This is a genomic window from Exiguobacterium sp. USCH10 (assembly GCF_037619445.1).
In the GTDB taxonomy this organism is placed as follows: Bacteria; Bacillota; Bacilli; order Exiguobacteriales; family Exiguobacteriaceae; genus Exiguobacterium; species Exiguobacterium aestuarii_A.
The window spans coordinates 126,718-141,374 of the sequence record NZ_JAQPZO010000005.1; the positions used below are offsets into that span (position 1 = coordinate 126,718).

A 14,657-nucleotide genomic window follows, 5' to 3' on the forward strand; every position below is an offset into this window, starting at 1 on the left:
TAATAAGAAGATGGGAATGAGTTCGGAAAAAATAGGGAATCTATCACAAATGAGGTAAACTAGGTATTGAGTTTATTTGCTGAGGAGGAAGTGACGTGACAAACCCCATTCATTCTTCATACGATACATTGTTGCGTTATATGCCCCAAGGCTACGTCGAGTTTAAAGTGATTTACGACGACGCTTCGGAGCCGATTGATTACGAATTTTTTGAAGTGAACCCTGCCTTCGAAAAGATGATGAAAGGGAAACGGAAACATTTTATCGGTCAGAAAGTGTCAGCGGCATTGAAAGATTTTGAATATAGCGAGCGGGAGTGGATGATTCAAGTGGCACGGGTCGTCAGTGATGGCGGTACGGTGACGTTTGAACACTTCTCTCGCCGTAACAAGTCATGGTTCGAAATGTCCGTTTTCAGCGAACGAAAAGGCTTTGTCTCCGTCATGTTTCATGACATCACGCGACATGTTCAAGAAAATAATGCCTTGAAGCAGCTCGTGAACGTCTCGCATCGTTTCGTTTCAACGGGAAGCGACTTATTGATGAACCAACAGTTCCTTGATCAGATTCGTGATTTCACCGGGGCGAAGGCGGTCGCACTTAATTTGATGGAAAGTGATGGCGAGTCATATACGACGGTCGCATTGTCCGGTATGGACGAGATGTTAGAACGAAGTCTCGATGTGTTAGGGTTCCACCCGGTTGGGAAGAAGTGGCCGATGACCGACCAACGACGGGAGCTGTTCAGTAAACCGAATCCACTTGTGTTTGAGGGGATTGATCCGTTGATTGACGGTGCCCTTCCGAAACGACTCGTCAAAAACTTACTCCGCATCTTCTCGCTTGGAGAGGTCGTCCTCTTCAAAATTGAGAAGGATGGGATACTATATGGAGATTTGACGATTGTGATGCAAGAAGGGAAAGTGGCGAATCGACTTGGTCTTGTCGAGTTGTATCTTGTCCATGTGCTAGAACAATTGGTCAAAGCGGATCACCAAGTCGGGGAGACGAAGAAGTCGATGTTCGATGGGTTTGCGACACTTGACCTGGAATGCATCATGGCGCTTAATACACGCCAAGTCTTACATTTGAATGATACGTGGGAACGGGTGCTTGGCTACTCGCTTGATGAACTTGAAAATATGGATTTTCTTAGCTTGATTCATCCAGACGATGATGTCATTACAGAAGCGGGCTTTACAGAACTCGAGGAACGGGGAGAACTGTTCCGTTTCGTCAATCGCTTCCGAACGATTGATGACACCTATCGTTCGATTGAATGGCATTGTAAACTTCAAGGGAACTATATTTACGCCGTCGCGAAAGATGTGACGGATCGCGTTCAGTTGGAAGAGAAGTTGGCCGAGCGGGACCGTCTGTTGACAAAACTATCTGACCAAATTCCGGGAGCCATCTATCAGTTCGAGTTGTTGCCGGACGGTAGCTTCAACTTCCCATTCTTCAGTCGCGGTTTTGAAGACATGTTAGGGATTACTGCCGAAGAAGTGCAGGCAGATGCCGGCCTCGTCTTCCGACGGATGCATCCAGATGACTATCCTCACGTCATGCAGTCGATTGATGAATCGTATCGGAACTTGACGATATGGGACGCGGAGTTTCGTGTGTTGACCGAGGATGGACGAACAATTTGGATTTTAGGATCGTCCCGCCCAGAGAAAATTGCTGACGGTCATGTCCTCTGGCACGGATATATTGGTGACGTCACAGAGAAGAAAAAGTACGAGAAAGAAATCGAGTATTTAAGCTATCACGACCAGTTGACAGGGGTAAAAAATCGTCGGTACTTTGAAGAAGCGCTGGAACGTTATGACGACGATGCGTTTTATCCATTGTCACTGATCGTCATCGATATTAACGGACTGAAGTTGACGAACGACGCGTTCGGACACTTAATTGGAGACCGGTTGCTCGTCGAAGCGGCGAATATTTTACGGAATGAGTTGCGAGCGAAAGATGAAGTGGCACGTATCGGTGGAGATGAATTTGTCGTCATCTCGCCGAACACCACACTCGACGAGGCGAAGCACTTGTCGGATCGTTTGAGCCGACTCTTCCTCGGACGAACTGTAGAAGGGCTCCCGATTTCCGCATCTTTCGGTGAGGCGGTCAAGCACGACGCGTCCATCGGATTAACCGACGTCTTCAATTTAGCGGAAGACCGGATGTATCACCATAAAGTATCGGAGAAACAAAGCCGCCGCCACCACTCGATTCAACTGATCATGCGGACACTATATGAGAAGATTCCCCGTGAAGAGGCGCACTCTCAGCGTGTCGCCAATTTGTCAGGGAAGCTCGCGGAAGCGATGGGCTTCACGAGCGCAGAGGTAAATGAAATCCGAACGGCCGCCATTTTGCACGATATCGGCAAAGTAGCGATTAGTAACGATATTTTAGATAAACCTGGTGCTTTGACGGAACCTGAATGGCGTGAAATCAAACGACATCCCGAGGTCAGTTACAACATTTTAAGTACGGTTCCTGAATATGTCGCCTTGTCTGAAATTGTTTTGGCCCATCACGAACGATGGGACGGGAAAGGATATCCGAAAGGGATCAGTGAATATGAGATTCCGCTCGCTTCCCGCATCATCTCGATCGCCGACACGTTCGACGTCATGGTGACGGGGCGTCCTTATCGACAGGCGAAGACGATTGATGAGGCGCTTGCCATCATTCAACAAGAGGCGGGCAAGCAGTTCGACCCGACGCTCGTCGATGTCTTCTTTGAAAAAGTCGTCCCAACCCTACAACAATAAACAAGCGAGTCCTCTCTTATTTTGGGAGGACTCGCTTTTTCAAACGGTGAGTGGACGCTTCTTCAAGACGAGAACCGTCAACAAGAAGACGACGGCGGTCATGCCAATCATGACGAGAATGGAGAGGAACGGAAACTGTCCTTCGTACATCGTGATGACCCCGTTATTTAGCCAATAGGTCGGTAGGAAGCGTCCGACGAGTTTCAATGAATCTGGTAACCAAAGCAGACTGATGAACGCGCCTCCGGTAATGGCGGATGCCATCGTGACCGATATTTGAAAGATGTTCGCCTTCTCTCGATTCGTCGCAAATACCGCGATGAGGCCACCAAATGCCAGACAGACGAGCAGGTAGGCCGAGAACAAGGCGAAGACGGTCGGGAGATGGGTCCACACGTCTTGGCCGTAAAGCGCGAGACTCACGCCAATCAACAGCATGACATAGACGAAGCCGACGAGATAGAAGGCGAGAAGAAGTGATGCGAAATACCGCCGTGGTGACACCGGTGAGGCGAACAGGCGGGCATAAATCTTCTCGTCCCGGTCATCCGCGACAAACATCGGAATGAACTGGAGGAACGTCGACATCATGATGAACGACAAGAGACCGAAAAACGCTTGTGTGCGTGCGGTCGTCGCGACGCTCTCTTGGAAAGGTTCACTAGAGAGCGTGTATCCGTTATCTGTCTCCTCGGTCGCGAGTAGGGTGAATGTGGCTTCGTCATATTCACTCGCCTCAAGAAGCTGGCGTTCACGTGACAAGTGGCCGTTCAATGCCTGTTCGACTAAAGAAGTGTCACTACCGGCGATTGCGGAGAACGAGAGGCGAGGCATATCGCCGTTGAACGATTGCTCTGTAAAATCTTCAGGAATGAGAAGCACGATGTCTTCTCCTTCTAACAAGACATCTTCGCCACTCGTCTCAAGCATGGTGACGCGACCGAAACGTTCGGCTTCTTCGATGAGGCGCTCGGCGAGAATATCCCCGTCCTCATCGACAATGCCAATCGACGCATTGAGACTCGACGTCCCCCCTACGAAGGAGAGGATGAGCGCAAACCCGAACATCGAGACAAACGTGAACACCCAAAGCCCTTTCTTTCGGAGCATCCGTTTGGCGACGTGCCTAATGAGTACCATGACGTCTCACCCCTTTCGATAGAAGATAGCTGAGTGCGATGAAGATAAGTAAATGAATCCCGAGTAAACCGAGGCTTTCCCAATAAATGCTCATGTCGCCTTCACGAAGCATGACGGCGAGCATCCCGTCGCGCATAAAAATCGGCATGAATACATATGCGGCCCATGGCGCATAGTTCAGCGTCACTTGATCAAATCCGGGGACATAGCCTCCTGATAAAATCATGATGATGGCGACAAATCCGTTGACGACTGCATCTTTCGTCGTCGTACTCAACTTCGGCAGATTGACGATGACAAACCCGATGGCGACCCCATATGCGGTCAAGGCGAGCCAAGCGAGAATCAAATAACCGAACTGGACATTTGCCAAATCGAACGTCCGATAGACGAAATGGCTGAACCAGAACAACAGGATGAGCTGAAGCAAAATGATGACGTAGCGGCTGAACGTCCGCGCGAGTCGATATTGGATCGTTCGAACGGGAGCAGCTTGAATCCGTAGATAGCTACCGATATTCGGCTGTTCTTCTCGTGCCATCGCCGTGATATAGAACGACCCGAACAGAGCGGTCATGATGGAGATAGTGACAGTGAAGTATTCAAGCGATGTCGGAGTCCGCCCCGCTAAATCGACGCTCTCTGTATCAAGCCACGCCTCATTCTCATACGGGGCCGAAAGACCAGACTCCGCGAGCGTAATCTGTTGGTTGGCGATTGCCGTATACTGACCGAGAATGGCTTCAAGGACGTCAAACTCGACGGTCGTCGGTTCTTCGTATAACAGCGTGAGGTCACTGCCGTCGAGCCGTAAGATGACGTCTGCATCCCCATCGTTCACCCCTTGTTCGGCTGACGCGATGTCTTCATAAGGGACGAGGCGGATGAACGCCTGAATGTCTTCGTCGTTCAAAAAGTTCTCGAGCGGTTCTCGATACTGGTCGGTTGAAGCTTCGACGTACGCGACGTTCGTGACGGGGAGTTTGAATGTGTCACTGAAGACGGCCGATAGTATCGTCCCGAGTCCGAAAATGAGGATGAGCGGGAAGAGGAGCATCCAAAAAAGTGTCGCACGATCCCGGAGCCGCTGTTTCACATCATATTTGATAAATGTCCACATGAAAGGACCTCCTATTCCCGGAGCGTCTTCCCGGTCAATGCCAAAAAGACGGTATTGAGGGAAGGACGGTCGACCGTGATGGACGTGAAGTGAACATGCTCCTGATGAAGCGTATCCAGGAGCGGAGCGAGCGGCGTATCTTTATCGAGCGACACTTCGATATACGGTTCCTCATATTGCACTTTTTGGACGTGGTCGAGTGCATCGAGCCGTTCGAGCAGGTGCGGGGTAAGCGCATCAACTTTGATGCGGGCTGTCTCGAGCGTCATGACGCGGTCTTTCAGCTCATCTTGTGTCCCTTCAGCGATGATTTTTCCTTCGTCGACGATGGCGATACGGTCGCAGAGCAGCTCGACCTCTTCCATGTAGTGTGACGTATAGATGATGGTGGCACCACGACGGTTCAGTTCACGGATATTCTCTAAGATCGTGTTTCGTGATTGCGGGTCGATGGCGACGGTCGGCTCATCCATGAAGATGAGTTCCGGTTCATGCACGATTCCGCATGCGATGTTGAGGCGGCGGAGGAGACCGCCGGACAGTTCTGGTGGGCGTTTCTTTTGATGGGCATCGAGTTCGACGAACGCAATCGCGGCCTCGGTCTTTTGTCGCGCTTCCTTTGGACTGAATCCGTATAATTCAGCGAAGAATTGAATGTTTTCATACACGGTCAGTTGGTCATAGACGGAGACGTGCTGCGGGACGATCCCGACACGTCGCTTGATGGACAGTTCGTCTTTTGGCATCGATTGTCCAAAGATGCGAATGGATCCCGAATCCGCCTCGTATAGATTCAACATGACGGAAATGGCCGTCGTCTTACCGGCACCGTTCGGACCGAGGAGGCCGAACAACTCTCCTTATTCGACGTTCAGACTGAGGTCGTTCAAGGCGACAGTATCTCCAAACCGTTTCGTGACATGATCGAGCGAGATGATCGACATAGATGTACTCCTTTCTCATGTGAAAGACTCATCATTCTACACAAAGGTGTTCGTGGATTGTCACGAATATACCTGTCCGGATTCATGAAAATGTGCAATAATCTAATTATTCAGATAATTATTGTGTTGAAATGAGGGATTGGGATGAAAGGGTGGCAATTCAATAAACATGAGGGGGCGTTATTCCCGGACGAAATCGTACTGTCTGCATTTTGTACAGTCGAACCGAAACGGATGGATTCGACGTTACCATTTTACTATGACGAGTCGATTTTTCGATTCACCAATAAAGAGGAGACATTCTACTTTAAAATTTCCCCGAGCTATCACGAGTTTGAAATCAATGTGAAAGACCGGGACGGGGAACTTCTTTACTACCAATTGCTTCGGACCGTCAGCAAGGTCGAAATCTTAGAAGACCGACGTGACCACGCGGAGCTGTTGATCGTCCTCGCGGAAGACCGGAAGCGGACCGTGACGTCAATCGAATTGACCGTCCGACCGCGTTTTCGTGTGCTTGTGAAAGAGCATGAGGTATGAATAGATAAGAGGTGGGGCGGGTGCGAACCCGCTCTTTTTTGTACGAAAAAACCAGCCACAGACGTGACTGGTTCCCATTGATTATTTCGTCAAAAAGATTTGAACGTGAATGGTCGACCCTTGGGCATCGGTCGCTTTCCCAATCCCGAGATGTGTATAGTTCGCGTTCAAGATGTTGGCGCGGTGACCGCTGCTGTTCATCCAGGCGTCCACTGCCCGGACTGGATCGCTCGAGCCTTTATAGATGTTTTCTCCCCATCCCCGGTATGACACGCCATAGGCACGTAATGTATCACCAGGCGTACCGTTCTCCTTCAACGTATGGGAGAACTGACCTGTCCTAGCCATTTCATCCGCTCGGACTTGTGCGACACGGTTTGCTTCGTTCGAAGCGGCGAGTAGCGATAAGCCGGCTGCCTGTCGTTCTTTGTTCGTCTCTGTTAACACGTTGACTGGCGACGTGAAGCTGACATGCTTGGCTTGAAGATACCCGACGTACGAGCCGTAACGGACTTTATACCATCGAGACGTTCCCGTATAGCGATACGAGATTGTTTCGAGTGCCGTGCCTTGGCGTAAAAATTTGACGTTCGACGAAGTCGTCAGCGGCGCGGACTTCACGTACACGCTCGAAGGTTTGACGTAGGTTGGAGTCGTGAAACGAACTTCGGCAGTAGACAAACGGACATAATCCCCAGGCACATAGGCATAGCCGCTGCCCCATTGAATCTTGTACCAACGCTCTCCATTCACGAAAAAGGTGGTGCGTACGCGCATCGAGCCGTCACGAGGAATGGCATTCAGTCGTGGGGCACCGAGCGATGGTGTCGGGCGCGCGTATAATTTACTAATATTCGTCACATACCCTTTCGTATTGACCGATACTTCCGTATACGCATGTGCAACAATGGGTTGTTGCGACAACGTTGCCGATAGCGACACAATGAAGGTCAAGAGAAAGGCAGTCATGATTTTTTTCAAATGGATCGACTCCTTTTGTTTAACTTCTTATATTCTATATTATTTGGTCGATTTTTGGTTTTACCATTTCATTACAATAAGGATGGACTCTTCGTGAGCCCATCCTTCTGTCACTTATACATCAAGTAGTCTTTACGAATCGGGAGGAACGCGTCCCGTTCGTCCTCGATTTTAGTCAGGATTTCATCAAGCGGAGCTCCTTCGAGAATCATGTCTTTCACATAGGCGTTTCCTGTCAGTTTCGTGATGAAGTCGTTCGCAAGAAACGCAAAGTCGTCCGGATATAAATCGTGTGCCGTTTGAATCATCGCAATCCCAGTTTTCGTTGATTCGAATCGAGTCGGATCGGTGACATAGACCTCGACCCCGTGCGTCAGTTTGCCCGCGTGTTTGGAGAATGTCGGCGTGAACGAAGCGGCCCGGAAGGCGACACCAGGCAAGTCAAGGTCGTTCAGCTCTTTCGCATACTCATGTGCTTGTATATAAGGGGCACCAATCAGTTGAAACGGTTTTGTCGTCCCACGTCCTTCAGATAAATTCGTTCCTTCAAACAATCCGGTCGCAGGATAGACGTTGACCGTGTCGGTCGTCGGCATGTTCGGGGACGGCATGACGAACGGAAGCCCCGTATCCTCATACATCATCGAACGTTTCCATCCCTTCATTTTGACGACTTCGAGGTCAGCCTGAATGTGATACTCGCTGTTGAACAACTGTGCGAGTTCGCCGACGGTCATCCCATGTTTCAAGGGAATCGGATAGAGCCCGATGAAGCTGGCGTAGTCAGGGTCGAGCACCGGACCATCGACACGAAGTCCGCCTTGGGGGTTCGGGCGGTCGAGGACGACGAATGGAATCCCATTCTCGGCAGCGGCTTCCATCGCATAGGCCATCGTGTAGATATACGTATAATAGCGAGTCCCGACGTCTTGAATGTCAAAGACGAGCACATCCACATCTTCTAACATGTCAGGAGTCGGTTTTTTCGTAGCGCCATATAAACTATATACGGGCAAACCTGTCACCTCATCGATGTAAGAGCTGACAGTGGAGCCGGCCTGGGCATCCCCTCGAACGCCGTGTTCGGGTCCATATAGTGCCGTCAATTCAAAGTCATCGGACTGGTCGAATAAATCGACGATGCTTGTCCGCTCCGCATTGATCCCGGTCGGATTTGTGATCAGTCCGACTCGTTTTCCTTTCAAGATATCCGGATTCTCCATCAAGCGGTCGACACCAAGCTCGACCTTAGGCTTTTTCGGTTCAGATTTTGCGTCCGCATCCAGCAAGACGATTGAAGTCGAGAGTAGCGTCAATGCTGCCATACCACCAATCCATTTTTTCATGAGAGTTCCTCCTTAGGAAATGTAAGCGCTTCAAATGCTTAATGGGAGTGTATCATTAGGAAATTTAATTTCAATATTTATGAATAAAAATAGGAATTTATATTTCTGTTTTTCGTACTATTCTCCTAATCAGACAGCAAAAAACGTGTCTCTCTCATGAAAGACACGTTCCCACTTATCTGACCGAGAGCGCTTTCCATCCCGTGGCGCCCATGACGGCACTCACTTTCGATTTCGGGACGACGAGTCGACCGCGATATGGGTCATTGATATATAGATTTGATTTGTCATAACCGGTCGCCAACATGACGTGGTAATTCACGTATCCGGTGAACTTCTTGTTTGAAGCAGTGTACCAATTGAAATAGCCATAAGGTTTATTGAAGTCGACACTTGCCCAGACGATGACGGGGTTGCCCATCGACAGCTCACGTTCGATTGAAGCGAGTCCTTGCCCCGACAAGTCTTTCACCGGGCGATATTTACTAGAAAATCCAATCATGCCTTTCGGGTAAATGCCGTAGTTCTTGTATTTGCCTAACGTACGGCGCGGGTCGCCGGTGAACATGACGTTCGGATCGACCCAGCGGTATAACCGATTCTCATAACGCGCGTTCCACATACTCTTCGGCATCTCGTTGTATAAGGTCGAGGCGCTGACAGCACGACCCTTTTCTTCGAGCGCCATTTTGAGCGAGAAGAACTCACAACCGGATGGGTACCCCATCGGGAACTGCCGATAGAGAGGGACGCTCATCTTATACATCGATAGACTAGGGGAATAGACTCCTTTCGCATCAAACGCGGCATTGCCGATACGTTTGTTTTGGTACATACGTCCGTTGGCATCGAAGTAGTACCATTGTCCTTTGATCAGCTGCCAGTCCGTCTTCTTCGTCAGTGCCGGGGCGAAGTATTCATAGCGTGTCGAGTATTTCCATCCGGTCTCTTGCACGCCGGTCGAATGAAAGAAGTATGTTTCATTGCCCATCTTGAATTTCCCTTTTAGACGATAACCATACTGAGGGTGGAATCCATATGTTTTGCCGTTGATCCGTTGTAACCCATATAGCCGCTTTCCTGTTGAATCGAATAAGTAATTGCGGTCGCGCAACCGATATGCCCCTTTCAGGCTGTATCCGTAAGTCGGGTGGAATCCATATACGTCTTTCCCGACCCAGGCCAAGCCTTGGCGGCGGATTCCGTCATTTCCAAAGTAGTAGGAACGGGCTTTGATTGTCTGCCATCCGGTCGCGACTTTACCATCATTCAGCAGGAAATATGATTTTCCACCGAGCGTATACATGCCGGTACGAATCGTCCCGTCTGAAAAGATGTAGTGCTTTGCGCCAGCAATTTGCTGCCAACCGGAGAGGCGAACGCCTTTGTCTGAGAAATAGTAGCGCTTGCCGTCAATCGTCTGGAATCCCGTGACGGGCAGACCGGTCTCGTTGTAGTAATAGATGAGCCCATCTCGTTCTTGCCATCCGGTCAGCCGTTTTCCGTCTTCACCAAATGTATAGGTCGTTCCGTCGATGGAATAGCTGCCGGTGACGAGGCGACCATCCGTTTCAAAATAATATGTAGCTTCTTCGATTTGTTGCCATCCGGTGAGAAGGATTCCTTCCGAATCGAAATAGTATATGTTGCCATCAATTTGTTGCCACCCCGTCAACACCGTCCCGTCACTCGACGTGTAAACGATCCCGTCTTTGGTCTGTTGAAACGACCCTTCAGCGGAAACGAGTTGGGGACTCACCCATAAGGCACCCATTAAAAAGCCGATGCCGATTTTCCTTTTCCATGCCATCGATTGAACCTCCTCCATACGAATACAGAAGAGATACCCATATTTATCCAATGTCAAGCTGAGTCAAAGGATTCAATTGAAGGATCAGACGCTTACGCCGAATGACTCATAAAGCGAAGATGTTTCGACGCCACATAAAGCGAGAGGAAGATGATGAGCATCCCGCTCACGAGCGGCCACATGAGATCTGCTTCTGTCAGGAGCACTTCGCTCGAAAGCGGACCGAGCATCCAAGGCATCCAATCGAGGTCGACCCAACCGATGAGGAGCGACATGACGAAATGGAGGCCGAGCGTCAACACGACCGCGACGACACCACTTTCCAACATCGCGGCGATGAGGAAGAAAATCGATAACTGAACAATGAAATGACAGATGAGCAGTGTGGTCGATATGAGAAAGTCGAGCCAATCGAATGCGTCGAACAAAATGACCGTATAATAGGCGGCTGCCGTTTGCGCGAGCAAGATGCCGCTCACGGTTAGTAGGGCGTAATGTCCCCATTTGCTGACGACGATGCGTGACGTCGGGATTTGTAACGACTTGAGCCAGGCGAGGGTCCCGTTCGTCCGTTCGTGGCTGAACGTATGCATCGCAGACAATAAGACGACGAGGAGCCCGATTTGGCGAAGTTGTTCGCTGACAGAGATCAATACTTCTTCCGGTGTCGGTGTCGGGATCTCAATGACGGCACCGTCCGGTAAGTTCCCGCCGGAAGCGAGGATATCTGGTAAGAAATAAAGCGTGAGCGGCTGCATCGAGGCGAGGAGCATGAGAGCAATCGGAATCCAGATGAGTCGCTTGTTCGCCCACGACTCCCGCCATTCTTGTTTAAAGATTGCCGTGCGCATCAGGCGTTCACCTCCAAGAACAAGGACTCGAGTGACGGATGCCCGACGTGTAACGATTGGACGGTGACGTTCAGTTCAAGGATTCGGTTCAAGATCGCACGTTCAGCGATGTCTCGGTCCGTCGATTCAAACGTCCACGTCGAACCATTCTTCGTCACATGACGCACACCGGCCAACGTTTCCCAATCTGTCCCGCTCGTCGGGTCGTCGAAGAGACGTAACTCAATCGTTGATTTTGACCCGAGCAAGTCAGTCACCGTGCCTTCCATTAGTAGTTTACCTTGTCGAAGCAAGAGCACCCAGTCGCTCGCTTCTTCTGCATCCGGGAGGACGTGTGTCGAATAGAGAATCATTCGCTCTCGTTTCAAGTCGCTCAACAAGTCGAGCACTTCCCGTCGACCGCGTGGATCTAAAGCTGAGACCGGCTCGTCGAGTAACAGTAATTCAGGGTCATGGACGAGTGCCTGGGCGATGCCGAGTCGTTGACGCATCCCACCGGATAAGTTCGAGGCTGGACGGTCGACCGGCTCAAGACCAACGCGTTTTAATAGTTGGATAGGATCAACGTGTTTCGTTCCCGTCAATTCAGCAGCGTAGCGAATCGTCTCGACAGGCGTGAGGGACGGATAGAGGGCGGGGCGTTGTGGCAAATAGCCAACCCGAATCTGGTCATGTCCGCTCACATCGCCACTCGTCGGGTCCGTGACGCGGGCGAGCAAATTCAACAAGGTGGTCTTCCCGGCACCATTTTCCCCGAGTAGCGAGGTACATCCTGGGCGCAATTCAAAGCTGACATCATCGAGTGCCGTGAAGGAACCGAATCGTTTGGTTAACTGTGTGACGTTCATCGCGGCGTCCGTCCCCATAAGAAGTAGATGATCGGGCCGAGAATGTTGATAAAGACGATGACGAGGAGCCATACCCATTTCGGGCCGTTCGTCATGTCCCGTTTGAACAAGTCAATCAAAGCGACGACGAGCAAGATGAGTTGCAGGATGAGGACAGGTAACAGGATGAGAAAAAGTGTATTCGAATCGTTTGCGATGTCCATAGTGAGAACCTCCTTTAGTAAATAGACTGTCCTTAACACATTCTACACGAATAGGGCGTCCCCTGTATGAGACACAAAAAATCCCCATCTCACAACGAGATAGGGAAGATGAATCATTTAACGATGATGACAGGAGCGAGTGCACGTTTGGCGAGTTTATGACTGACGCTACCGAGCACGAACTCTTGGAACGTGTTCAATCCGCGTGATCCGACAACGACATATTCGTATGGTTCGTGGTTCGCATATTTGACAAGCTCGATGTCCGGTTCACCACGGAGTTCGATGTACTCGTACGGGATGCCTTCTGCTTCCGTCAAATCGAACAACGGTTTGAGCATCTGCTTCCGCTTCGTTTCCAAGTCGATTTTGCCCGTTGAGTTGAGGGCGGCCTCTTTGGATTCTTTCGCACTGATCACATGGACGATGTCAATCGACGCATTGGATGCCTTTGCGAGTTGAATCGCCTTTTCAAGCGCACGTTTCGAGTGGGCAGAACCATCTGCCGCTAAAAATACCTTTCCCATGAAAACTCCTCCTCTTTCGCACGTTCTACATTTAGTATAGGTGATTTGGTGAAGCGGGGGAATGCCGAATCAATGTCCTGCGTTTGCGTCTTGTTGCTTCAAGTGGAGCGCAAGCGTGTTGAGCAGTTTTTCAGAGTCTTTATTCAAATTGAGAAGTTCAGGTTCAATTCCGACTTCACGGTATTTGAAGACGACCTTATCGATGGCGCCGATGGCCGAGTCATCCCAGAGATGCGTGTTCGCAAAATCGATGGTGACTTGATTGACACCTGCTTCCACATCTTCTGTCACATCAAACTGGTTGACGAATTCAGATGTCGAGGCGAAGAACAGTTGTCCGTTCACCGTATAGTCTACACGATGCGACGTGACGTGGCGACCGAGGTCGATTTTCGAAATTTTGGCAGCGAACAAAATCGCAGCCGTCAAAATTCCACCGAGCACACCGAGTGACAAGTCGTGCGTGAAGACGGTGACGATGACCGTGACGAGCATGACGACCGTGTCTGACTTTTGAGCGGTACGCATCGCTTTAAGTGAGCCCCAGTCAAATGTCGCATACGACACGAAGAACATGACACCGACGAGCGCGCCGACAGGGATGAGCATGAGCACATCACTGATCGTCATGATCATGATGAAGAGGGCGAGTCCTGCGGTGAATGTCGAGAGACGACCACGCGCACCTGAGGAGACGTTAATGACCGACTGACCGATCATCGCGCATCCTGGCATCCCACCGAAGAATCCGGCAATGATGTTCGAGATCCCTTGGCCACGCGACTCGCGGTTCTTGTTCGAGTCCGTTCCTGTCATGTCATCGACGATTTGGGCCGTCAAGAGCGATTCAATCAAGCCGACGAACGCGAGTGAGATCGAGTATGGCAAGATAATCATGAGTGTCTCAAGCGTGAACGGCACATCTGGGAATAAGAAGTCTGGAAGTGTCGCCGAGATCGTTCCCATGTCCCCGATGTTTTTCGTATCGAGTCCTAGCGTGATCGCGAGAATCGTCATCACGACGATGGCGACGAGCGGTGCAGGGATTGCTTTCGTAACACGTGGGAACAAGAAGATGATGGCGAGTGACGCGGCAACGATTGCCCAAATGATCCAGCTCTCGCCTTCAAAGTTTGACAACTGCGCTTGGAAAATCAAAATGGCGAGTGCGTTGACGAAACCGACCATGACGGCACGGGGAATGAATTTCATCAAGCGGGCGATGCCGAGATAACCGAGGACGATTTGAATGATCCCGGTCAAGATACCAGTAGCAAGCAAGTACTGTAGACCGTGGTCGGCGACGAGCGAGACGACGACGAGCGCCATCGCACCGGTCGCAGCCGAAATCATGGCCGGACGACCTCCGGCAAACGAGATGACCATGGCGATGATGAATGAGGCATAAAGCCCGACCATCGGGTTGACCCCTGCGATGAGGGAGAAGGCGATGGCTTCCGGGATGAGCGCCAAGGCGACGACGATCCCGGCCAAAATGTCGGCCTGGATATTTCCGAACCATTCGTGTTTCAACGTATTCAATCTTTCCAAAAGAACACACCTTTCT

The 14,657-nt window shown here is 50.5% G+C and carries 13 protein-coding genes; 2 read left to right on the forward strand and 11 right to left on the reverse strand.

The genetic code is table 11. From position 1 onward, the window contains the following. Positions 1-95 precede the first annotated feature (95 nt). Positions 96-2,780, forward strand: coding sequence for an HD domain-containing phosphohydrolase (locus tag PQI28_RS09915; RefSeq protein ID WP_339963188.1), 2,685 nt, complete (start codon positions 96-98; stop codon positions 2,778-2,780). A 39-nt stretch (positions 2,781-2,819) separates the two neighbouring features. On the opposite strand, the gene PQI28_RS09920 is transcribed toward PQI28_RS09915, so the two are convergent. Genes PQI28_RS09920 through PQI28_RS09930 form a run of 3 tightly spaced genes read right to left on the reverse strand, consistent with a single transcriptional unit; the run spans position 2,820 to position 5,894 of the window. Beyond that, positions 2,820-3,920: an ABC transporter permease gene (locus PQI28_RS09920; protein WP_339963189.1), complete on the reverse strand. Its 1,101-nt coding sequence runs from the start codon at positions 3,918-3,920 to the stop codon at positions 2,820-2,822. After that, positions 3,907-5,040, reverse strand: a complete 1,134-nt coding sequence (locus tag PQI28_RS09925; RefSeq protein ID WP_339963190.1) for an ABC transporter permease — start codon at positions 5,038-5,040, stop codon at positions 3,907-3,909. The genes PQI28_RS09920 and PQI28_RS09925 overlap by 14 nt, the downstream gene beginning before the upstream one ends. 11 nt (positions 5,041-5,051) lie before the next feature. Then, the gene (locus PQI28_RS09930) at positions 5,052-5,894 is read right to left on the reverse strand and encodes an ABC transporter ATP-binding protein (protein WP_339963191.1); all 843 of its coding nucleotides are present in this window, start codon (positions 5,892-5,894) and stop codon (positions 5,052-5,054) included. 234 nt (positions 5,895-6,128) lie between these two features. Here PQI28_RS09930 and PQI28_RS09935 point away from each other — a divergent pair, with 234 nt between their 5' ends. Further along, entirely contained in the window at positions 6,129-6,524 is a 396-nt protein-coding gene (locus PQI28_RS09935; RefSeq protein WP_214693899.1) for a hypothetical protein, read from the forward strand. Positions 6,525-6,605: 81 nt separating this feature from the next. Here PQI28_RS09935 and PQI28_RS09940 read toward each other — a convergent pair whose 3' ends face one another. The 8 genes from PQI28_RS09940 to PQI28_RS09975 all read right to left on the reverse strand — a co-directional run bounded on the left by PQI28_RS09940 (position 6,606) and on the right by PQI28_RS09975 (position 14,641). After that, a complete protein-coding gene (locus PQI28_RS09940) occupies positions 6,606-7,505 on the reverse strand; it encodes a CAP domain-containing protein (protein WP_214784167.1) in 900 nt (299 codons plus the stop codon). A 110-nt stretch (positions 7,506-7,615) separates the two neighbouring features. Then, on the reverse strand, positions 7,616-8,851 hold the full coding sequence (locus PQI28_RS09945; RefSeq protein ID WP_214784165.1) for a DUF1343 domain-containing protein: 1,236 nt from the start codon (positions 8,849-8,851) through the stop codon (positions 7,616-7,618). A 175-nt stretch (positions 8,852-9,026) separates the two neighbouring features. Beyond that, positions 9,027-10,661 (reverse strand): C39 family peptidase, encoded by a 1,635-nt coding sequence (locus PQI28_RS09950; RefSeq protein ID WP_339963192.1) that lies wholly within the window; start codon positions 10,659-10,661, stop codon positions 9,027-9,029. Positions 10,662-10,753: 92 nt separating this feature from the next. Beyond that, a complete protein-coding gene (locus tag PQI28_RS09955; RefSeq protein ID WP_339963193.1) occupies positions 10,754-11,512 on the reverse strand; it encodes an ABC transporter permease in 759 nt (252 codons plus the stop codon). Further along, the gene (locus PQI28_RS09960) at positions 11,512-12,360 is read right to left on the reverse strand and encodes an ABC transporter ATP-binding protein (RefSeq protein WP_339963194.1); all 849 of its coding nucleotides are present in this window, start codon (positions 12,358-12,360) and stop codon (positions 11,512-11,514) included. Before PQI28_RS09960 ends, PQI28_RS09955 begins: the two co-directional genes overlap by 1 nt. Then, positions 12,357-12,563 carry a PLD nuclease N-terminal domain-containing protein gene (locus PQI28_RS09965; RefSeq protein WP_074036398.1) on the reverse strand — a complete coding sequence of 69 codons (207 nt, stop codon included), beginning with the start codon at positions 12,561-12,563 and terminating at the stop codon, positions 12,357-12,359. Before PQI28_RS09965 ends, PQI28_RS09960 begins: the two co-directional genes overlap by 4 nt. Positions 12,564-12,676: 113 nt before the next feature. After that, a complete protein-coding gene (locus PQI28_RS09970; RefSeq protein ID WP_074036403.1) occupies positions 12,677-13,090 on the reverse strand; it encodes a universal stress protein in 414 nt (137 codons plus the stop codon). Positions 13,091-13,159: 69 nt separating this feature from the next. Further along, positions 13,160-14,641, reverse strand: a complete 1,482-nt coding sequence (locus tag PQI28_RS09975) for a SulP family inorganic anion transporter (protein ID WP_339963195.1) — start codon at positions 14,639-14,641, stop codon at positions 13,160-13,162. Positions 14,642-14,657: the final 16 nt, after the last annotated feature.